17 protein-coding genes and 1 tRNA gene are annotated in these 22,944 nt (G+C 45.1%); 12 read left to right on the forward strand and 6 right to left on the reverse strand.

Annotated elements, in window-relative coordinates:
• Positions 1-22 precede the first annotated feature (22 nt).
• The 4 genes from FHS68_RS09395 to FHS68_RS09410 all read right to left on the reverse strand — a co-directional run bounded on the left by FHS68_RS09395 (position 23) and on the right by FHS68_RS09410 (position 2,103).
• Complete coding sequence (locus FHS68_RS09395) at positions 23-781, reverse strand: oxygenase MpaB family protein (protein ID WP_167269421.1); 759 nt, start codon at positions 779-781, stop codon at positions 23-25.
• 162 nt (positions 782-943) lie between these two features.
• On the reverse strand, positions 944-1,348 hold the full coding sequence (locus FHS68_RS09400) for a response regulator (protein WP_167269423.1): 405 nt from the start codon (positions 1,346-1,348) through the stop codon (positions 944-946).
• Between the two features lie 69 nt (positions 1,349-1,417).
• A complete protein-coding gene (locus tag FHS68_RS09405; protein ID WP_167269425.1) occupies positions 1,418-1,936 on the reverse strand; it encodes a PH domain-containing protein in 519 nt (172 codons plus the stop codon).
• 94 nt (positions 1,937-2,030) lie between these two features.
• A tRNA-Lys gene (locus FHS68_RS09410) sits at positions 2,031-2,103 on the reverse strand.
• A 180-nt stretch (positions 2,104-2,283) separates the two neighbouring features.
• On the opposite strand from FHS68_RS09410, the gene FHS68_RS09415 reads away from it, so the two are divergent.
• The 11 genes from FHS68_RS09415 (at position 2,284) to FHS68_RS09465 (ending at position 17,465) form a co-directional block, all read left to right on the forward strand.
• Positions 2,284-2,712: a VOC family protein gene (locus FHS68_RS09415; RefSeq protein WP_167269427.1), complete on the forward strand. Its 429-nt coding sequence runs from the start codon at positions 2,284-2,286 to the stop codon at positions 2,710-2,712.
• Positions 2,713-2,917: 205 nt separating this feature from the next.
• Entirely contained in the window at positions 2,918-6,226 is a 3,309-nt protein-coding gene (locus FHS68_RS09420; protein WP_208408267.1) for a patatin-like phospholipase family protein, read from the forward strand.
• A 124-nt stretch (positions 6,227-6,350) separates the two neighbouring features.
• Positions 6,351-7,712, forward strand: a complete 1,362-nt coding sequence (locus FHS68_RS09425; RefSeq protein ID WP_167269429.1) for a hypothetical protein — start codon at positions 6,351-6,353, stop codon at positions 7,710-7,712.
• A complete protein-coding gene (locus tag FHS68_RS09430) occupies positions 7,709-9,058 on the forward strand; it encodes an alpha/beta hydrolase (RefSeq protein ID WP_167269431.1) in 1,350 nt (449 codons plus the stop codon). The genes FHS68_RS09425 and FHS68_RS09430 overlap by 4 nt, the downstream gene beginning before the upstream one ends.
• 82 nt (positions 9,059-9,140) lie before the next feature.
• The gene (locus tag FHS68_RS09435; protein WP_167269433.1) at positions 9,141-11,072 is read left to right on the forward strand and encodes a hydroxysqualene dehydroxylase; all 1,932 of its coding nucleotides are present in this window, start codon (positions 9,141-9,143) and stop codon (positions 11,070-11,072) included.
• A 24-nt stretch (positions 11,073-11,096) separates the two neighbouring features.
• Positions 11,097-11,765, forward strand: coding sequence for a transmembrane-type terpene cyclase (locus FHS68_RS09440; protein ID WP_167269435.1), 669 nt, complete (start codon positions 11,097-11,099; stop codon positions 11,763-11,765).
• Positions 11,762-13,168, forward strand: coding sequence for a sensor histidine kinase (locus FHS68_RS09445; RefSeq protein WP_229211830.1), 1,407 nt, complete (start codon positions 11,762-11,764; stop codon positions 13,166-13,168). Before FHS68_RS09440 ends, FHS68_RS09445 begins: the two co-directional genes overlap by 4 nt.
• Before the next feature lie 96 nt (positions 13,169-13,264).
• Positions 13,265-14,917: a T9SS type A sorting domain-containing protein gene (locus FHS68_RS09450; RefSeq protein WP_167269438.1), complete on the forward strand. Its 1,653-nt coding sequence runs from the start codon at positions 13,265-13,267 to the stop codon at positions 14,915-14,917.
• A 48-nt stretch (positions 14,918-14,965) separates the two neighbouring features.
• Positions 14,966-15,229, forward strand: coding sequence for a DUF3072 domain-containing protein (locus tag FHS68_RS09455; RefSeq protein WP_167269440.1), 264 nt, complete (start codon positions 14,966-14,968; stop codon positions 15,227-15,229).
• A gap of 93 nt (positions 15,230-15,322) precedes the next feature.
• Positions 15,323-16,447 (forward strand): Fic family protein, encoded by a 1,125-nt coding sequence (locus FHS68_RS09460; protein WP_167269442.1) that lies wholly within the window; start codon positions 15,323-15,325, stop codon positions 16,445-16,447.
• A gap of 34 nt (positions 16,448-16,481) precedes the next feature.
• Complete coding sequence (locus FHS68_RS09465) at positions 16,482-17,465, forward strand: 3-keto-disaccharide hydrolase (RefSeq protein ID WP_167269444.1); 984 nt, start codon at positions 16,482-16,484, stop codon at positions 17,463-17,465.
• 2 nt (positions 17,466-17,467) lie between these two features.
• Here FHS68_RS09465 and FHS68_RS09470 read toward each other — a convergent pair whose 3' ends face one another.
• A complete protein-coding gene (locus FHS68_RS09470; protein ID WP_167269446.1) occupies positions 17,468-18,229 on the reverse strand; it encodes a DNA alkylation repair protein in 762 nt (253 codons plus the stop codon).
• 95 nt (positions 18,230-18,324) lie between these two features.
• Here FHS68_RS09470 and FHS68_RS09475 point away from each other — a divergent pair, with 95 nt between their 5' ends.
• Positions 18,325-22,308 (forward strand): hybrid sensor histidine kinase/response regulator transcription factor, encoded by a 3,984-nt coding sequence (locus FHS68_RS09475; RefSeq protein WP_167269448.1) that lies wholly within the window; start codon positions 18,325-18,327, stop codon positions 22,306-22,308.
• Between the two features lie 179 nt (positions 22,309-22,487).
• On the opposite strand, the gene FHS68_RS09480 is transcribed toward FHS68_RS09475, so the two are convergent.
• Entirely contained in the window at positions 22,488-22,892 is a 405-nt protein-coding gene (locus tag FHS68_RS09480) for a DoxX family protein (protein WP_167269450.1), read from the reverse strand.
• Between the last annotated feature and the right edge of the window lie 52 nt (positions 22,893-22,944).

Here is a 22,944-nt window from a genome sequence, read left to right on the forward strand (position 1 = left end):
TTATGAATCTGGTACAACAAGCTCAAACGACATCCAAAGTGGCAATCTCCCGTTTATACTTCTGCGGCAGGATCAAATTTCTTAATATATGATGCAGCCTGAAAACCTGCATCAACTTGTAGACCGGTAGTATAATTGTAAGTGTTGACCAGTTGCCCAGTTCAAGGATTTCATTCACTTTTTCAGGGATTAGCCGCACCTGTACTTCTTTGAGCAACATGTATCTCGGTATTCCAAGGTGCTTTCTATACTGTTTATATAAATCAATGGAGAAATTACTTTTTACGAGATTATCAGCGAGTTGCTGGTTTCTCATGACCAGCCAATCCTGATAAGTTGTTGGTAATCCGGAGATCGCCATCCTTGCCCCAACCTGATAAAAAACATCAAACACTTCGCCTTGCTCTGCCAGTGTCAGTTTTCTTTCCAATATTTCAAAAGAACGTATCGAGTAGTCTATCAGCATGAATAAAACATCGCGGTAAGCCCAGTCCGGGATTTGCGCTCCGCGTTTGTTTTCAACTTCTTTGTGAATTGCTGTAATTTGATCAATGGCCTTTAAAGCATCGTCATGTCGGGAAAAAACAATCTGTCTGGCATAGGTTACTGTAGAAAATAATCTGCCAAGCGGATCGGCGGGAAGTTTGCCTGTAAAATAAAGCCAGTCCACCGACTTATTTACGGCAAATTCAGCGGAGGCCCCTGCGAAAATAAAAAAGATGGTATCCGCTTTTCCCCAGATTTCTCTTACAATGGAGTTTTTATCTACAAACCATTTCATAGTTCCTGAGCGGGTTGAGCCATTTTTCCTAAAACCGTAACAAATGCTATCCTAAAAGCTTGTTTACATTGCAACTTACTAAAAAGTACTTTGAAACACAAAGTAAAAATTCAAATATGTTATACGAAGTTCCATCTCAAGCAATCATGCTTTGGTATCAGATTACTTTTTGCCGAAAAATTTTGCGAGGATGCTTTTTGCAATGTCTAAGAGTGCCTTGAAAGTATTAGGCTTAACAATGAATTCATTGATGCCAGCATCCAGGGCTTTCTTTTTTAAATCGGGGTTATCGGATGTCGATAGCATTACAGCCGGTACCTCTGCAAGCTCAGGCTCGGACCGAATTTCCTTAATGGCTTCAATGCCATTCATTTTAGGCATGTTCATGTCTACCATTACGATCGTTTCGGACAAGTCCTCCGAACTTTTCACATTCTCGACTAATTCCCTGCCGTCTTCCGCCTCAATCACCGTTAAATCTGGGTTTGCTTCTTCCAAAGCATCCTTAATAAGCATCCTATCGTCCTCATCATCGTCCGCGAGGTGCACTGTCTGGCCTTCTCCCATGTCAATGTAGCTACTTGAAAGACAAATATATTAAATGATCGTCGTATATGGATGATCTTGCGCCGACCATCAGTTCCAGCGGCCAAATGAATCGTTATGCATGACTGTTCTGAACTGGTTTACGAAACTAGCCGCTTCATCAGGCGTGACGATGATGTTCTTTCCACCGGTTGTTATTATGAGCACTGCCCTTTTTCTGCGAGTTGCATACCAGGTCATACTGCCAATTCTGGAATTATAGAATTTGCCATAAAACCCAAACAAGCCGCCTACTCCAAAAGTCCGAAACGTCCATTTGAGCCTTTCGTCGTCCAGAATCTCAGCACTTGCAATCTGCTTAAAGTCAATCGCAACCTTGTCAAACGGCCTGCGTATGATTAGTTTCTCCGGATTTATTACATAATCAATTGGCCTGAATGCATAAGTAATAAAGTAGGTTAAAAACAATATAGCACCAATAATGTAACGCGACCCATTAGTTGGCTCACCGTTAAAAATGAAAAGGTTTACAAGAATTCCCAGGTACAAAATGGTTACCCCTACTGTGACAATTTTAGTGAGAGTGTCCCAGGATGCTTTGTAGGTCATGGTTTGAAGGATTAATCTATGTGGATATAATCATTGAACATTATATTCAAATTACGAAAGTACCTCGCGCTAACTGCCAGGTGCTTCATTTGAGTGACCCCGCTGAGGCTCGAACTCAGGACCCACAGATTAAGAGTCTGTTGCTCTACCAACTGAGCTACGGAGTCGTCAAGTCGAATATCGTTAAATCTTCGACTTGTCTCACATTTGTTAGGATAATTTTGATAAATCTGTCCCGATCACCCCCTCCGATTGTCTCCTTTTAGGATGATTAACTTTTAAAAGATCTCCTAATTTTGAGCTGTCAAATTGATGTATCACATCGCTAACCATAAACACTTGCCACCATGCCAAAAATAAACACCTACCTTAACTTCGACGGGACTGCGGAGGAGGCTTTCAAATTTTACCAATCCGTTTTCGGTGGTGAATTTGGGATGCTAAACAAGATGTCGGACATGCCCGGAGCTGAAAATCTTCCAGAAGATGAGAAAAACCGAATCATGCATATCGCACTTCCAATCGGTAAGGATGATATGCTCATGGCATCGGATATCATGCCTTCTGCAGGCCACGTCCTCAACAAAGGCAATTATTCTTACATTTCTGTTTTTACCGAGAGCCGCGAAGAAGCCGATCGCCTTTTCGCCGGATTATCCGCAGGCGGCCAAATCGAAATGGCATTGGAGGATACGTTCTGGGGAGATTACTTCGGTAGCTTGTGGGACAAATACGGCATTGGTTGGATGATCAACTATCCGCAACAGCATTCATAAACTCGACATCACCATGTCAGGGCCGTTCCAAATATTGGGACGGCTTTTTTTGTTTTTATCACAGTTATCAATCATCCCAAATTACGGCTATCGTTAGTACCGCTTAATAAGAAAGTCTCGAAAAACACATCAAGTATGATATATTGAATTCGATATCTGCTTATAAGATATTGAAAACTCAACCCTCACTTCTTTACGCCTGGCTATGTCGAAAACCTCTGCCGCCGACACGCTCCAAGAGCCTTCGCTCCAACTGTTTAACGTTCTCGAAGAGGAGTATAAATACATTCATGGAACCCAAACCGAGGGGATCAAATTCTTGGGTTATGAGATAGACCCGGGGCTGGTTGTGCGTCTGAAGGTGGAGCTAGAAAATCAAGCTAACGAAGATTATTCAAAATCGCTCAAAGACTACTGTTATCCCTATACAAAATTGGCCAATTGGATTAAGCCACACCAGCCTGAAAAAGTCAACTTTGAAATTTCCGTAGCAACCATCTCAGATGTTCTGAAAAACAAGATAGAAGATGAGAAGCTTATTGAGCAGGAACCGTGGCTTCAGGATAGCCTTTCGTTACAGCCGTATACGCGCGGTCTGCTGTCACGATATTTGATTGGCAAAAACACGAAAAGGGCATTAAAATCGGAAGAAATACTGGAATTGAACAGGCTTTTGATCCGTGATGCATTTTCAGAATACATTAAATCCGAAGACAGCTTAACATTAGAAAGCGTTTTTGAAAAAATGCGCGCTTCCGGTCAATCTGCGATCTGCTTTTCAGGCGGCGGCATTCGCAGCGCAACATTCGGACTGGGTATTGTCCAGGGATTAGCTAATTTGAATTTGCTGGATAAATTCAGCTACATGTCTACGGTGTCAGGAGGCGGTTATCTGGGATCCTGGTTAAGTGCGTGGAGTCATCACGAAGGATTTGAAACGGTACTCAAAAAGCTAAAATCCGAGTCCAGCACACCTTTCACAGTAGAAGCCGATCCGATCGTTCACCTTCGGCGATACAGCAATTTTCTTTCCCCAAAACTTGGCCTGTTTTCGGCCGATAGCTGGACGCTTTTCTCCACTTACCTTAGAAATTTACTGCTGATCTGGTTGGTTATCGTACCATTTCTCGCAGCACTTTCAGGGGCACCGTGGCTTGCGGTAAACCTTGCTGCCGCAAAATTCGGTTCTTCCGGCCCATATGCATTTTGGTTTATTGCCTTGCTCGCACTTTCAGCGGCCATTTTGCTGATCATCGCTGTCCGGTTCCTGCATGCATTTATTCCTGACTCGCAAATCATACCGCAATCCGAAAGAGGGTCGGTAAAAGATACCCTGACATCAACCAGGGATACAAAAGCCTTCATTAAAAACTGCTTTGCGCCATGCCTGATTGCAACTTTTTTATTGATCATCTCCTGGATATGGTTTGTCAAATTGGATGTCTTTCCCTTTAAGTATATTGAAGACATACACAAAACGCTGGGCTTGGACACTCCCACGGAACTGCGAATATGGTCATTTGGAGGAGGATATATCATGGCCAATACGGCATTATGTCATCTTATCGGATGGTTGCTGGCAAAGCCAACTCGAAAAAAGCCGATCCTTATCGCCGGACAGTTCATCGTTATTCTGGTCACAGGGGCTTTTGCAGGCTTTTTTCTACTACTTATCCTAGGACAATTCCGCCAGCATTTTTTAGGAGAAAGACATTTACCAGCATTTATCTGTCTGGCTTTCCCAAGCGCATTACTTGCTATTGTTCTTGCGGGATTTGTTTTTGAAGGCACCATTAGCCGCTGGAATGACGACTCTCGACGGGAATGGACTGCCCGGCATAGCGGATTTTTGTTGCTGGCAGCTCTTGCATGGCTGGTTTTAACGGCCATCATTCTTTACGGACCGGGATTAATTGCAGATATTAAACTAAAAATTGCCAGCCTGGGTCTTACGTCCGGTATTTTGACCGCGCTGCTAGGCGGCAGTACAAAAACCGCCGGCAAGGGAGAAGCAGCGGGGTCGCGACAGGGAAAAGGGCCTGCACCGGGCATTGGAAGTTTCATGTCTTCTTTAAGCCTCCCCGTTGTCGCGTTGATAACCCTCGTAGTGTTGCTGACAATGCTATCCGTGTTGAATTTGAAGTTAATGCAGGTCTTTGAAAATTTTGTAGAATACGGGCAGGCCAATGTATTTTGGATATCCCACGCAAGCTTCCCGACATTTCCCGTTTACATCCCATTTTTGATTCTTGCCGCATTCATCATTCTGGGCTTTATAATGGCAGCGGCGATTGATACCAACCGCTTTTCACTTCACGCCATGTACCGGGCAAGGTTAATCAGGGCATATCTCGGAGCCTCGCGGCCACAAACTGAACGCTCGCCCGACCCCTTCACAGGCTTTGATGAAAAAGATAATATGCCTATGGGCGAGCTGGATCAGCAGCAAACTGCCTCCACGAGGGCCAAATCAATGCAAAAACCTCCTTTCCACGTTGTTAATCTTGCACTTAACCTGGTCAGCAGCCGCAACCTGGCCTGGCAGGAACGAAAAGCTGCGGCTTTCTCGGTAACCACTCTACACGCCGGGGCAGTGAACCTGGGATATCGCCGCACAAGGCCGGACCCATTAAAACAGGTCAGCAAAAATGCGGGCAATGATGAGATCGTTCCGCGTCTGTATGGAGGCAAAAATGGCATAAGTCTCGGCACCGCAATGACAATCTCAGGCGCTGCGGCCAGTCCGAATATGGGCTATCATTCTTCGCCGCTGATTGCTTTTTTGATGACAATGTTCAATGTTAGACTGGGTTGGTGGCTAGGAAATCCCGGTCCGGCGGGTGACGAAACCTTTGATCGCACGACGCCTTTTTTTGCAGTAAAACCCATTTGGGATGAATTGCTTGCCAATACCGATGAGCTTAACAATTATGTGTATTTATCCGACGGCGGCCATTTTGAAAATCTTGGATTGTACGAAATGGTACTTCGCCGAAACCGCTTTATTCTGGTAAGCGATGCAGGATGTGATGAAAAATGCACATTGGAGGATCTTGGCAATGCAATCCGAAAAATTCGGATCGATCTGGGCATACCCGTCGATTTTAATGAAGAATTTAAAATCAGGGCAAGGTCCAACGACCCAACATTAAAAGGTCAGCCCTGGGCGCTGGGACGCATTCGCTACTCGGAGGTAGATAAAAAAAGCAAGCTTGGAGCCGACGATGTAGATGGGATATTACTTTATGTTAAACCTGGCCTGTATGGCCGCGAGCCGCGCGACGTGTTCAACTACGCCTCTGCCAAGCCCACATTCCCGCACGAATCCACGGGCGATCAGTTCTTTTCCGAAAGCCAGTTTGAAAGTTATCGAGCGCTCGGAAAACACATTGTTGAAGATTTAGCCAACTCAATCTTAATGGAAGCAGGCGTGACACTCACTGAGCTTTTTGAAAAGGATGGGCCCAAAAAGTATTGGAAGTTTATAAAGGACAACAAGAAAGCACCTGTTTAGTAGAATTTGAAACCCGGTTTTATTCGGTTCATAAGCTATTAGCGGATAGCTTTTAGCAAAAAATAATAAAAAAAGCTAAAAGCTAAAAGCTAAGAGCTAAAATCTAAAAGCAACCCTTGAAACTATGATTGGAAATGTAGCGCTCGATGTGGTTATTGGCCTTGTCTTCATTTATTTGCTTTACAGCCTTTATGCCACCATTATTATGGAAATCGTCTCGTCCTTGCTGGGACTGAGAGCGAGAAATTTATGCTATGCGTTGTCCCGGATGCTTATGGACGAGAAGGATTATGGAGAGAGGAAAGTGCGGCGTGATGGATCCCGGCTGGCTACGACTTTTTTGCGTGTTGCTGGTAAATCCACGAATATGGAAAATGAGGAGCTATATGAGAAATTTTTCAATCAGCCCTCCATCAAATACTTATCGAGCGGAGGCATAGGTAACAAACCGTCGTACCTCTCCGCTGAAAATTTCTCAAAAGCACTGATCGATGCCATCAAAGTAGACATGCCCGAGGTCGGAGAATTGGCCCGGATACAGATGGGTTTGAGAACCTGGAGGTTTAAGAGTGACGAGGAACCAAAAGATCTGAAAGCGAAATCGCTTACACAGGCTGATTTCGAAAATGTAAAAAACATAGAGGCTTTCCTAAGCAATGCAAACGTCGACCTTGTCAAATTCAAGATATGGTTGAAAAAGTGGCACGCGGCTAATCCGGGTAATTCTGTGGCCAATGCACGTCGATCGGAAGCGATCAAACACATTAACACTTTGCTGAATGATGCCAATACTGATATCAATGAGGTAAAAATCCTATTGAGGGAATGGTATATCGATCCTTTGGACGTAGAAAAAGTATTGCCATCGGAGCGTTCCGAAACGATTTATCATATTGAATCCCTGTTAAATGAAGCCAATAATGACCTGGTAAAATTTAAAATCCTGCTAGGAAACTGGTACAATGATACCATGGAGCGAGCGAGTGGCTGGTTCAAACAAACCACTCAGGCTATTCTGATCATCATCGGGGCCGGGCTGGCGATTGGCTTTAATGTAGATACGATCGCTATCATTAAAAAGCTTTCAAAAGATACCGAAGCAAGGGAACAGCTAGTCAAAATGGCCGTTGATTTCAATCAAAATAATCAGGGTTTCAGACAAACTCAAGGTGTAGCGGATAATGCTGTAAGTCCTCAGATGCTCAATGCACGCCTGGATTCACTGATGGCCATTAAAAACACCCTGAAAACTGACATTGATAACGCCCAAAATATCCTCTCCTCGCCACGTACCAAGGAATGGAATTTCTTTGGCTATGTTCTCACGATTCTTGCCCTCTCGTTAGGGGCCCCTTTTTGGTTCGACCTCCTCAATAAGCTGGTAAAACTGCGTACTTCAAATTCATCTTCGGCGAACACAGAAGGTGGGGCGTGGACTGGTGACTCAAATATATCTAATCGTAACACCTTAAATAGGGCAGGATGAGAGGGATCGTAAATCAGGATTTAAATGAGCGTTTGCAAAGTCCAAGCGTGAACGCCAGCATAGCTCGTTTTTATAAAAAGAACGACATCCTCGAAGTAACGGGTGCCGTGCGCGGTGATTTCTTCGATGACGATAATCTTTGGTATACCCTGGACAATGGTGCATTTGTATGGAATGGGGCGGTAGATGTTGAACCCGAATGCAATACACCCGATCCTGAGGATAAAGAACAGTTCGTTATCTCATATCGCCGTGTTTTGAGCGACGGAAGCGCGGATATGTTTATTAAAGATCCTGCTAATGAGCTGCATTTCACACCTCTTAAATTGCCGGCGAAAGAGGCGACGCTTCAATTTAACAAGCTGATCCCAACGCACTTTGCAGATGGTGTTATTCAATCTGTCAAAAAATTAAAAGATCAGAATCGCAGACATGTAGTTGTGTATATCCATGGTTTTCAGCCGTTCTCATCATTGAAACTGGACCTGCTGACGAGCTATGCCAATAACTATATGAATTTTCCTGGTAATAAGATCGCTAAGGTACTGTTTCTGGTGTGGCCGGCTCAGGGGTTAGGCAGGAAAAGGGCGGATGACCGGGCGGTTCTGGCAGGGCGAAATTTCACAAGGAATGAGCTATTCAAACCTTTCGAAGTCCTGTCGCAGGAGCTCAGAAAAGAGGGAATGTTCCTTGATCTGGTTGTCCATTCATTTGGACATCAATTGCTTAACGGAATGCTCAATCCTTTTGATTCGCTAAAACTTCCCAAAGATGTCTTCGAGAACATTTTCCTGATGGCCTCTGATGTCACGCATTTGGCATTGAATGAAAAAGGCTTTGACTTACCCAATTTTTTCGGTCGTAATGATCGGTTTATGTACGATTATACCCAGTTGAAAAGGCTGGGAAGGAAAGTCCATGTCTTCTTTGATGAGTTCGACTATCTGCTTTATGTAAGTACCAAAAAGTTCGTTGGTGCTGACCGTCTGGCAGAAAGACCGCTGGAAAGAGACCGGCGTGGCCTGACAGATAATTATCGCAACCTTGGAAACTATGGCATTGGTGAGCTTAAAGACATATTTAAGCCGCAGTTAGGGTTCAATGTTCAGTCTGTGCAAACGCTCATCGCGCCTAATGATATTGCCAATCTCTGTGATTTCCCATGGCAACCTTATGAAACGACCTCTTTTTTCCGAAGGCACATTGACAATGTTGCCCTGACCGCAGATTACGGTGGATTTGGACTACTAGATATCGTTTTCAATGCCAGACGATTACAGAACTATCACAAATACGTATTTACATGCAGGCCGGTGGTGAGGAAAGTGCAGTCGTTGTTGATATAGCTTAGGAAAGCTTGTCTCCAACACGACAACAGAATTGAAAATAAACGTATCTTGCCTATATACTACTTATCCTCTATACATTATGCCTAAGGTTGTTATTCTCGGTGGCGGAGTGGCCGGCATGAGCGCGGCACATGAACTAGTTGAACGCGGATTTGAGGTAGATGTTTACGAAAAGAAACCTATTTACCTCGGTGGAAAAGCGCGAAGTGTAAACGTCCCCGGCTCCAATCTTCAGAGTCTCGACAAATTTCTTCCTGGCGAACACGGGTTTCGGTTTTTCCCCGGCTTCTACCAGCACATTACCGACACAATGAAACGCATTCCGTTTACGGATTCCAAAGGGCAAAAAAACCCTCGGGGTGTGTTTGATAATCTGGTGGATGTGTCTAGGGTCGGGGTGCTTCGAAATGGAAAGAAACCAATTATCACGATCGTTAGCTTTCCTAAGTCACTGGCTGATATTGAATCTGCCATTTCGGTATTGCATACTCATGATACGGGTTTGGAACCTGGTGAAGCGAAGGTTTTTGGAAAGAAAGTCTTACAGCTCATGACTTCCTGCCAGCGCAGACGGGACCTTGAATATGAAAAGATTGGCTGGTGGAAATATATGGATGCTGATAAACACAGCGAAGGATACCAGCATTTGCTCGTGGAAGGACTTACCCGGACTCTGGTTGCTGCCAATGCAAAACTGGCCAGTACCAAAACCGGCGGCGATATTTTTATTCAATTGCTTTTTAACATTGCCAATCCCGGTATGCATACCGACCGGGTGCTGAATGGCCCCACCAATCAAGTCTGGCTTAAACCGTGGGAGGAGTATCTTACCAAGAAAGGCGTGAGATTTTTCAAAGGCGCGCTTGTTGAAAAACTGATTTGTAAAGGTGGAAAAGTAACGGGCGTACAAATTAAGGATTGGCAAAAAGAAAATAGGAACGAACCTTCCGCTTATGATCCGCCTGCCTCAGGGGACTATTACCTGCTTGCAACGCCGGTGGAAGTTGCCGCGGTGGTGATTCCTGATGAAGTAAAGAAAGATAACGGCAGTCTCGAGCATATCGATGAGCTGGCTAAAGATGTTGCCTGGATGAATGGTATCCAGTTTTATCTCAATAAAGAGCTGGACGTCGTGAAAGGCCATTGCATTTATGTCGACAGCGAATGGGCTCTGACCTCTATTTCACAGCTTCCTTTCTGGGGAGATTACGACATTCAACTGCGTGGTGACGGCAATGTAAAGTCTATTCTTTCCGTAGATATTTCAGATTGGGATGAACCTTATCCGGCTTTACCCAAAGGTCATTCGCCCGGACAACCGGTACTAAATGCATCCGGTCTTGCGCCGATGAAAGCAAACGAGTGTCAAACCTACGATGAGATAGAACAGCGGGTATGGGAACAGCTCAAACGCAGCCTCAATGTGGATGGCGTCGAGATCCTGACAGATGACATGAAGACGGGAAGCTATGCGGATGGTGACAAAATTTACAAAGGCTATTACCTCGATCACTCCCTAAATGAAGAAGTCACACCGGCGGCAAAAGACGATACCGCCTCCGTTCCGGGCAAAAAGCAGCCTGGGAAATTCACGCTGGTCGACCATGAACCGCTGTTAATCAATACTGTAAACAGCTGGGCAAGCCGTCCTGATGCGTTTTTACCTGGCATGAGCAACCTTTTTCTCGCTTCGGATTACGTCCGTACCAACACCGACCTTGCCACTATGGAAGGAGCCAATGAAGCTGCCCGTCGGGCGGTAAATTGCATTATCGACCTTTCCGGTGCCGACGTACCTGCCTGCGAAATCTGGAATCTGCACGAGCCGATCTTCTTTGTCCCTTTCAAATGGTACGATGCATGGCGATACCGTCAAGGAATGCCGTATAAAAGTCCTCCGAAATGGTTTGATGCGATCATGGCGATTTGGGGGCTGATTTATGGGGCCGGATTTATGCTTTTCACAGCATGGACATTCATTACAAACTGGTTTACCAGTAAGAAAATTTAACCCCTCGATTTTAGTAATGCTTAAATGGAAAATTCTTTACTAAACCTGAAAGACTACACCGTACTGGAACTGGCCACATTTGGAGTAGGCTGCTTCCTATGGATTATCGTCTATTTTTTCACATTAAAAAGCATTCACAAACATAAGTTCATAGAAATACCGGTTGTGACCGTTTGGGGCAACATTGTTTGGGAATTCCTGTGGAGCTGGGTATTCGTTCCAGACATTGGAAGCCTTTTTGCCTGGGGTTACAGGATTTGGTTTTTTATGGATTGCTTTATTGTAATCGGTGCTTTTTTATACGGTCAAAGGCAAATGAACTTGCCGATTTTTGTCAAAAATTTCAAACTATTAAGTATACTGGGCATCCTGGCCTGGATCCCTCTTTTATATTATTATATTGATATTTACGATTACCCATTGAGTAAAATGGGAGCCTATTCGGGCTATATTTTAAATATCATTATTTCTGCGCTTTACGTTACCATGTCGCTGAGAATGAACCAATGGAAGATGTTCTCCTACCCGGCGGCCTGGTGCAAAGGCGTGGGCACATTGTTGATCTCCGTCTTTTGTTTTTTGCATTTTACCGATGGCTTCTTGCTGACGATGTGTGTGATCACAGGCGTGCTTGACGCATTTTACATTTATCTTTTCGCAAGAGAACGCAGCAATTCTTCCGTTTTGACATGAAAAGATTGCTATTTGAAAAGGGTTACTTCTGGAAACTATTAGGATTTGAGGGCCTCGACGAAGAAGAGTTTAAAAAACGGACTACGGCTGTTCAGCTTGCACTATACAGCGCTTTGGGAGGGATCATTTTTTGCATTGTATACTTGTTTCTTGGGTTTCCCAATGTGGTATACGCTGTGGCCGTTTACGTGGTCGTGTCGCAGCTGAACCTGCTTTACCTCCGGATTACGCATAATTATGATAAGTTTGGTTTCATACAGCTGGTACTGATCCTGTTGTTTCCAATGTCCACCCAGCTTACGATCGGAGGATATATAGAGGCAGGTGCGGTCATTCTGGCAGCATTTTATGCGCCCGCCGGTGCACTCCTCTATGCTCGAAAAAACATTGCCAGATTGTGTTTCTATATTTTTATATTAGAGATAATCGGTGCTGCATGCTGGGAATATTTTTATGGTAAACCCCAACACACGCTGCCCAGGAGTATCATTTTGATGTCCTTCGCGTCAAACATTATACTCATCTTCGTGATTTTGTATGCGCTTCTCGAGAGTTTTCTAAAAAAACAGCAAGAACTAAGAACTGAGCTTCGGGAATCACTGACCAACCTACGGACCACTCAAAGCCAGTTGATACAGGCGGAAAAAATGGCTAGCCTTGGCCAGCTTACTGCCGGCATTGCACACGAAATCCAGAACCCGCTCAATTTTGTGAATAACTTTTCGGAGCTTAATACGGAACTTACACAGGAAATCCAGGAGGAAATGTCGAAGCCGGATGCAGATTCCGTGATAATCAAGGAACTGATCCGTGATTTATTCGACAATCAGCAAAAAATTGTCCACCACGGTCAGCGCGCGTCGGCCATCATTAAAGGAATGCTCGAACATTCACGTTCGGGAACAGGACAGCACGAACTGACCGACATTAACCATCTGGCCGAGGAATTTCTACATCTCGCTTACCATGGCCAGCGTGCCAAGGACAGCACATTTAATGCCAGACTTGTCACCAGTTTTGCTGCTGATATGCCTAAGATTAAAACCATCTCGCAGGATTTGGGAAGGGTAATTTTGAACCTGCTCAACAATGCATTTTACGCGACCAAAAAGAAGACGCTTTCAAATGTGAAAGACTATAATCCAACAGTTTGGCTCAGTACGGCGGTAGCTGGAAACAAAGTTAAAATCAGCATTAAGGACAATGGTACCGGCATTCCCGAGGATGTCGTTAAAAACATTTTTCAGCCGTTTTTTACTACAAAACCTACTGGTGAAGGCACTGGCCTGGGATTGTCTCTATCTTACGATATCATCACCGGCTCGCATAATGGTACTATTGAAGTAGAAAGTGTAGTTGGTGAAGGGACCGAGTTTGTTGTGACCTTGCCTATCCGTAGGTAGTCAGGCTTAGCCATTCCCCCAAAAAACCACATCATCATGCGATTGATCAGCGGCATTAGTTGTCTCAACTTTGTCATGTTCTAAAACTCAATCGACATGAAAAATTTCTTCAGAATTATCATTGTAGTAGCGATGACATTTTTGGCCGCTACTTTAACAAGCAAAGCAGAAATTGCCCTGGAAGGCTATCCCAACGAGCAACATATCGCAAACGGGCGTTACCTCAGTTACTTCCTGCCAGGGGGAGGTATAGAGTACAGAGCCAACCGGTCTGATGCAACTTACAGTGCCCAGGTAATCCGATATAATCTGGCCACCGGCCGCTGGGGGCTGTACCTTACCAGAAGATCTGGCGGAGCACCTGAATTGGTTGCATGGAGCGATGTAACTTCCTCCATTAGCGTCATTGCCAGTGGCTGGAGAACCGTTCCTGGTTCAGGAACTGTGTACGTAACATGGCCATTAAAAGTTTACAATACGATCGAGCAAAATACCTCTTGCTACAGCGGCTGTGTGTGGAGCAATCCTCGCACCTGGACCTCCGGTATTGTGCCCCGGGCGTATGATAATGTCACGATTGATGGAAATATACTTCTTGATGTACCGGGCAAATGCCATAGCCTTACCGTGAGGACCGGCACCTCCTCATCCCCAACAAGAAGTCTGGTAGGCCGCGTACATGAAACAAAGCTTAAATTGTACGGAAACCTGTTCAAAGGCAACGGTACCTTACTGGATCTTCATGAACTCGAATTTGCCGGAAATGCAGTGCAAAGCATTGAGACGAATGATCGTTACAAGATTACTTATGCGGCCCGAATCAGGATCAATAATCCCGCTGGCATCCAGCTCCGCTCGGAATTTGGTTTTATGAAATATGGCACAGTACGGAGTGAGCTGATCTTCATAAAGGGTAAAATATACCTCGGCAATTATGACTTTCTCTGTGAAAACATAGTCGATGCGGACGAAACAAGGTTCTTTGTTACAAATGGCACAGGAATGCTGAAATTTTTCCCGCGATGGGCGGGCGAAGCAATGCTACGCCGGTTTCCAGTTGGCCCAAGCGACGACCGTTATACACCCATGATGGTTTTGTTTGCATCGGCCAACCGGGATTTTTCCGGAATGCGCGCCAAAGCCTCTTACAGTCCTGCTATCTTCACACCTGAAAATCACGTCAATATTCTTTACACCGTTGATCACGGCACCGCGCTTCCGCCGTCGGGTACACCGCTGACCTGGGTTTATCAGTTCCAGTGGGACGCAGCAGACGCGACGTCTAGCATGGTTGCCGGAGACCCGGTCACAGTCCGCAGATGGAATGGATCCTCCTGGTCCGGATCCGTTGCGAGTGGGATTGCAACAGGTTCTGATCCTTTCAAATATCTGTTCAGTACGCGATCGATTGGTGTTAATAATTTTGGATTAATTACCGAAACCAAACGAGTGGTTGGAACCAGATTGAGTGCTGAAGAGTCCGAGATGAATGCTCCTGAACCAAAAATGGAGTTCACCACTTTTCCGAATCCCGCACCTTCCGGTGGTTTCAATGTAAACGTCGCTGACCCGTCGGCGGCAAAACTTCAACTGCAGAGTCTTTCAGGACTTGGAATTCCTTTCAATTCCCAAAGAAATTCAGATAACAGCATTGCAATTCAGCCATCACAAAATCTCACACCTGGTATGTACTTGCTGCAAGTGCGGGAAAATGACAAAACGAGGGTTCATAAGGTTTTGGTTAAATAAGCTATTGGCGCAGTTTTTGTACCTGGTCTTTAAAAAACTTCAACAAACATGGCCAATACAGAAAACAATTTGCCCAACGAGATCGAGGATCCGTCCAATGATAGCAAAGTGATACCAAACGGTTCCAATGCAATTAAGGACCCGGATGAATGGACGACTGGTGAAGAACCGATGACCGGTGCACAACAATCTTATCTTAAAACACTTTCGGATGAAGCGGGTGTAGAATTTGACAGTAGCCTTAACAAGGCCGAGGCTTCAAAACGCATTGATGAATTGCAGCACAAAACAGGCAGAGGACTTAATAACTAATCAGCTATCATAATCCAAATTTGAGCCGAATAAATTTCCTATTCGGCTCAAATTTTGGCTATATTTGAGCCGAATAAACCATTTAATCGGCTCATGCAATACAATTGGCAACAACAGGATTGGCCTGATTTCAGCTATAACCTATCTGAAATCGAAGATTTTTTGTTTGCCTTTGCAGAAGAAACAGGGCACATTGGCGGTATCCTGAAAGCTGTCCCTGAGCATGTTAAGGTCGAAACCCTGATTGATACCATGGTTTATGAGGCGATCAAAACATCCGAAATTGAAGGTGAATTTTTGAGTCGGCAGGATGTTGCTTCGTCCATTCGCAATAACCTGGGCATTAATAAGCATCCCGAGCCTGTAAAAGATAAAAAAGCACAGGGCGCGGCCCAACTGATGGTCAATGCGCGGAATGCATTTGCGGATAAACTAACCGAAAAAAAACTTTTTGACTGGCATAAAATGCTACTCAACGAAAGCAAAACCATTAATACCGGCGTGTGGCGGAAAGATCAGGCACCTATGCAGGTCGTGTCCGGAGCAATTGGCAAAGAAAAAGTACATTTTGAGGCGCCACCGTCCGATCGGGTACAACAAGAAATGGACCGTTTTATTCAATGGTTTAACGAAACTGCGCCGGGTGGAAAACAGGAGATCAAGAAAGCGCCGGTACGCTCCGCGATTGCGCATTTGTATTTCGAAACCATTCACCCATTTGAGGATGGCAACGGACGGATCGGCCGGGTGCTTGCAGAAAAAGCATTATCACAAACGCTGGGCCGACCTGTAATGCTTAGTCTTTCCCGGAAAATTGAAGCAGATCGGAAAGCCTATTATAAGTCTCTGGAAACCGCGCAGCGGAGCAATGAGATCACGCGTTGGATTATTTATTTTGTAAAAATCATTCTGGCAGCCCAGATCGAAGCCAAGGAATTGCTGGATTTTACTTTACACAAAACCCGTTTTTTTGACCACTTTAAAAATACATTTAATGACCGTCAATTGAAGGCGGTCAAGAAGATGCTGGCGGCTGGGCCAGAAGGATTTGAAGGCGGAATGACCGCTCAAAAATACATTTCCATCACCAAAGCCTCCAAGGCAACGGCAACCCGCGATTTGCAGGATCTGCTTGAATCCGGCTGCTTAAAGGTTACAGGAGGCGGGCGAAGCACACATTACGTGCTTAACCTAAACAATGAATTTATTGAAATTTAATCCATAAATTGACATTTTTAATACCTAAAAACTCATGATCAACCCATTCCAAAACGACCTGCGCCGCACTTCCCGGCCAGCATTTTTTTCAGTCCTGACCTTGTTACTGACTGTTTTTACAATCCAAATTAAGGCTAACCCTTCCGAACCCTTAGCCACAACGCTAGAAGGACGCTGGGACGTTACCGTTGACGTGGATGGTAAGCCGCTGCCATCGTGGCTGGAAGTGCGACATTCAGGAACCAACACGCTCGTTGGCCAGTTTACCGGCTTTTCAGGCAGCGCCCGGCCCATTTCACAAGTGATTTTTAAGGAGGGAAAATTCAGTTTTTCTATTCCAAAACAATGGGAAAAAGGTGACAAAGAACTGACCGTCGAAGGAACGCTTTCCGGCGAATCGCTGGCCGGTTCATTAACTACACCTGAGGGCAAAACCCATACCTGGAAAGGCGTACGCGCCCCGGCACTTCGTTCCGTTGCACAATCTGCCTGGGGTACGCCCATCAAATTAACCGCTGGCAATGAAATTAAAGGCTGGCACACGATGGGTTCCCCTACCAACCAGTGGATTGCCGAAAACGGCATTTTACGCAGTCCTAAGTCAGGCGCAAACCTCGTTACTGATCAAAAATTCGGTGATTTCAAATTGCATGTCGAATTCCGTATTCCAAAAGGAAGCAATAGCGGCGTTTATCTTCGCGGCAGATATGAGGTACAAGTGACCGACGCCAAAGGCATGGAGCCTTCGCTAGATCAAATGGGCTCAATTTACGGATTTATCATCCCGAGCGAAATGGTCGCCAAAGAAGCAGGCGAGTGGAATACGTATGATATCACCTTGATTGGCAGAATGATTACACTCGTTGCAAACGGAAAAACGGTGATTAGCAACCAGGAAATTCCGGGCATTACAGGAGGCGCGCTGGACAGCAATGAAGGCGAACCCGGACCATTATACATTCAGGGAGATCATGGGCCGGTAGAATACCAGAACATTGTGATTACACCGGCCAAATAACATTATTTCTCTTGTTTCAGGCTTAGATAATGGCTGCGTAAAGCATTATCGAAATGCTCGATGGCATAACGAAGCAGCGTTCGGGGCATGGTAGCAGCGTATTTATCCAGGAAGTTGAGCAGCATCGGGCGGTTAATCTGTCCCGCGCTGCGCAACATCCAGCCTGTCGCTTTGTGGATCAGGTCGTGCTTGTCCCCAAGAAGTACCTCAGCAATTTTGAAAGTATCTGCAATATCGCCCTGCCTGATAAAATAGCCTGTGGCAACAATAGCTGTTCGCCGCTCCCAAACATCCTCTGACTGTGCCAGCTCAAAAAGCACATCACGTGGCTCGCCAGAAAGGTACAGATAGCCTCCAACAACATAAGGCGCACAGATATCCACCAAATCCCAATTATTGATACGGTCGGTGCGGCGGAGATAAAGGTCGTAAAGTACTTTCCTCTTGGCCATTGGTGTTTTTTTAATCCTCGCCTGCTGATTAATGATACTCAAAGCGCCAGTTCTTATTTCATGTATCGGATTATCCAGCAGCTTTTCAACTTCCTCTGCGGACATATTAATGTAGGCTTTGGCCAGGGCAAAGATCTGGCCCATACGCACACCCATAAAGATATCTCCTTCGCCGTATTCCCCTTCTCCCGTTTTAAAATAACGCATCAGTTTCATAGCCTCCGCCGGGGATCGATAGGTTTCCATTTTCGCCGCAAATTCGGCAGCCGTGGGGTTTTCGGGTTTTTCAGAAATGGGTTGAATTCCGGCCATGATAGTTGATTATGAATGCATTTTTCAAATATAATCATATATCTTCGGGAAGCTGAAACCCAGTCAGTTGGGTATACACACTTTCCAAAAGAGGGATGCCGACGGTTTACAGGTTCATACGTTTCTGTATTTTAAGCTGGCCTTTCTATCAGCCGGTTTTTCCTGTTTTTTCACAATCCGGGACATTACCTGTTCCCGAGCTTATCACCTCCCGGGAAGGACTGCCCCAGGCATTTGTCCCTGCCATTGTCCAGGACAGGCAGGGATTTATATGGCTGGCAACCCGCGATGGTCTTTGCCGCTATGATGGCCGGAGTTTCAAAGTATTCCAGCCCGATCCCGGCGGTCATGCATCCCTTTCATCGTCCGCTATGGCTGATCTGGTGACGGATCATAAGGGTAACCTTTGGATTATGTCGGAAACCGGGGATTTGGATCAATTTGACCCAAAAACTGAAAAATTCGAAAATGTTTCCAAACGCCCATCCTACGCCCGGTTCCCGGGCAGGCAAAAATTGCACCGCTTTCTAATCGACAAAAGGGACCGGCTTTGGGGAATACTGATGGACGGAAAGATTTTCTATTATGATCTCAAAACAAACATTTCTAACCAGTTAGGCGACCATTCCACTACTCAGAAAATTGCTTCGGATGAAATAGGAATGAGTTTGGCAGAAGATCAAAACGGGAACATCTGGATCGCCACCGAAAGCGGGATTCAAAAATTTGATGAGCCCAGAGGTACTTTTCTTCAATTTGCATTAAGTCCTCAAAAAGAGGAAAAATACGAAATCGGCGGACTTCTGATCCGAGGTGACGGGGGCATTCTAATCTCTTCCAGCAAGAACCTATATGTACTTAACCCAGCAACAGGTAATGTCCAATCCTACCCCTTGCCGGTTAGAGGAGATGAATGGTGGAAAACCAGCATTGTCCAGGATCAGAAAGGAGTGATCTATTTCGATCAGGATGATGTGCTCTTCCGATTTACTGAAAAGGAAGGCCTAACATTGGCTGCGAAATGGAAGCACAATGGGGAGGAGTCTGCCAGCATGTTCATCGACCGGTCGGAAGTGTTATGGATCGGTACCGACGGGGCCGGAATCCGCAAATACGACTTACGCGGAACGCCATTTGAAGCCTCAAAATATGAGGTCAACTTCACGATGGACCTGCTAACAAAGTGGCTTGGTGTTCCGGCGGCCGAAATCCCTGTTTCGGTCGCCAAATCAATATCCTACTTTTTCCGCTCTGCTTTTGACCGGCAAGACAATATGTGGTTCAATGGCGGCAGCTGGCCGATTTACAAGCTCAATCTGAAAACTGGCAAGATTTCCGCCATCCCTGATAAAGCAATACTTTCCGCTAAAACCAGCAATAATTTTGGCTACAATAACAATGCAGAACCACCCATTCCGTTGGCAGCCGATCCCGACGGGACTATTTGGGCATATCATTACAATACCGCATATCAATACGATGGTCTTAAAATGCGATGGGTGAAATTCCCCTACCCGATTTCGGACAAACCGGTGCTAAATGTTATGCAGTTTGTGGTAGACGATTCGGCTCTATGGTTTGCAACAGAATTGGAAGGACTTTTGAAAGTCGACAAAAAGACCGGGCAGAAAACCAGGTATGTCAATCGAGCGGATAACCCTTCATCTTTAAGCAGTAATTCCCTTTTTTGCTTATTTGCGGATAGGTTTGATCCGGAAAAGCTGTGGATTGGGACATTTGGAAGTGGTTTATGTTTATTTAATAAAAAAACCGGTCGCTGCAAAAGGATCAACGCGGATGACGGACTACCTAATAATGTGATTTATAGCGCGATACCTGATCATTCAGGCAACATATGGATTGGCACAAATCAGGGATTATCCAGGCTGGATGCCCGAACGCTGAAAACGCAGAACTATACATCCGAAGACGGATTGATTGCCAATGAATTCAACCGCCTTCATTTTCTCCAATTGCCAGCTGGCAGGATTATACTAGGTGGAATTGAGGGGATAACCGCTTTTGACCCCGCCAATCTTAAAACCGATAACTATCAGCCTGTTATTGAGATCACGGACATTGAGATCAATAATGTCAAAAAGAAGCCGGGAATTGGTGGTATCTTAAATGGTGCTGCTTCACAATCGTTTCAGCGCCTGGATCTTACCTATGACCAAAACTTTCTCAAAATACAGTTCGCTGCCCTGCAATTTAACAAGCCCGGTAAAAATCGTTTTCGGTACCGACTGGAAGGCTTGAATGACAATTGGGTTTACACGGAACGCCCCGATGCCATTTACACAGGTCTAAAACCCGGAACGTACCGGCTTGATTTGAATGCAACCAATACTTCCGGGCTATGGAGCAAAAATGTAAGAACGCTGGATATTGTCATTCGCCCGCCATTCTGGGCGACCTGGTGGGCTTATCTGATTTATTTCTTGCTTGCGGTTGCGCTCATCATCTATTTGGCGAGTCGGTACAAACAGCGGGTTAGGTTGCAGCAAGCCGTGGCTTTGAGAAAGCAGGAAGCTGAGCAACTCCGCACATTGGACCAGATGAAAACCAAATTTTTCTCCAACATTACCCACGAATTCCGCACCCCGCTCACCCTCATTCTTTCACCAGCCCGCCAATTGCTGACTGAAGCTGAGGATCCTGTCAAACATCAGCGATTGTCGATTATCGAAAAGAATGCGGAAAAGCTGTTGCTGCTGATTAACCAGCTGATGGAGCTTTCCAAATTGGAGGCCAATGCAATGAAGCTGAGCTTACAGCGCGGTTTTTTGAGCGAAATCTTTCAAAATTGGATCAAGCCATTTGAAAATCAGGCCGAGCAGAAGAAAATTGAAATCCGTTTTGTTAGCGAATTGAATGCAGAATATTGGTTTGATGCTGGCAAAACAGAGACTATTGTTAACAACCTACTATCCAATGCGTTGAAATTCTCTCCCGCAGAAGGGATCATAACAATTACATTGGCAGAGGAAACGATATCTTCCCAACCAGGAATTATAATAACCGTATCGGATACCGGCATCGGGATCCCGTCGGACCAGTTGCCATTCATTTTCGACCGTTTTTACCAGGCCGATAGCTCCTGGATTGCAGTCAAAAACCAGGAAGGGACCGGCATTGGATTGTCGCTGGTGAAAGAACTGGTACTCCTCATGGGCGGATGGATCACCGCTTACAGCACCGAACAGCAGGGAAGTGTTTTCAAAACATGGCTGCCATTCAAAAAAATCGGTGAGGGGATGGAGAAAGTTGATTTTAAGCAACCTGAACCCCAATCCGACATTTTAAGAAGCCTGGCCAATGAATCTCCTTCGGTACTGATCGTGGAAGATAACGATGACCTTGCTGACTACATCACTGAAAGCCTTCCAGCCCATTACCAAATCGAACGTTCGGAAAACGGCGAAGCTGGCTATAAAAAGGCCATTGAACAGATGCCAGACCTGATCATTAGTGATGTAATGATGCCATTAATGAATGGTTATGAACTTTGTCAGAAACTTAAAGCAGACTTTCATACCAGTCACATCCCTGTGATCATGCTTACCGCCAAATCCTCTGTGGAAAGTCGGTTGGAGGGACTGTCATTAGGTGCGGACGATTATCTTACCAAGCCTTTTCATGTAAAAGAATTGCAATTAAGGGTCCAAAATTTGCTTGAAAGCAGGCAAAGGCTTCGGGAAAGGGTTAAAAATGAATTGAATGAACCAGGTAACTTCTCGGATATTGCTCAGCCGGAACATACCGATCCATTCATTCTACATATCTATTCCATTCTAGAAAAAAAACTCGACAACTCGGCGTTTGGTAATGATGAATTGGTAGCTGAAATTGGAATGAGCAGGATGAGTATTTATCGGAAAGTAAAAAACTTAACAGGACTTTCCACCGGAGACCTGATCCGGCTATACCGGCTCAAACGAGCGACCGAATTGCTTAAGTCTGGTAGAAAAATAGCAGAAACCGCATATATGGTTGGTTTTGAAACCCCATCCCACTTTGCCAAAGTCTTCCGTGAACAATATAGTATAACGCCCAGCCAATTTGTTGATCAGGATTAGTCCTTTCTTCAAAATAACAACATCACTTGCCATTTTGGACAATTACGATAGTATTTGGGACAAATGCGAGTAAATCTGCTTAAAGTCGTGCGAGAATGATATAATGCTCAACGTTGGGAATGAAAAATAGCGCAGCGATGTCCGCTGCGCTCTTGAGTACTATGCAAATGTACATGCTTCTATTTTTTGAAGGGGATCAGGGCGCGGATTTTTTCATCTCTCAAATAGAGACCTGCCCAAACCAGGATCCCGAAAACCAATGCGAAATAGAGTGGCTGTCCTGCCCTTACCATAACCGCAATTGCCCCTCCCAGGTAGCCCGTAATTAAAATAGCCCCGAGCATTGCTGTCCTTGGAATGATATAGAGAATGGTGGAGATGAGCAGCGCAATACCGATGCTCTGAACCTGGTCAACCGGCCAGCCCAACTGCGCAGAGCCTTCGATGGAATGCGATTCTTTGATGACTTTCATGATCGAATCAAACAATAAGAACAAAATGCATATTGCGCTGATGATTTTTCCGGCCAGTACTGTTTTGTTGGTTCGGCTTTTGACGGTTGGGTTAACAAATGTAGCTTCCATGATTTCAAAGGTTAAAGTGTTTTTTTGGTTGATTAAATTGATATTTCAAAGG

Origin of the sequence: Dyadobacter arcticus (assembly GCF_011762185.1) — a bacterium.
Classification (GTDB): Bacteria; Bacteroidota; Bacteroidia; order Cytophagales; family Spirosomataceae; genus Dyadobacter; species Dyadobacter arcticus.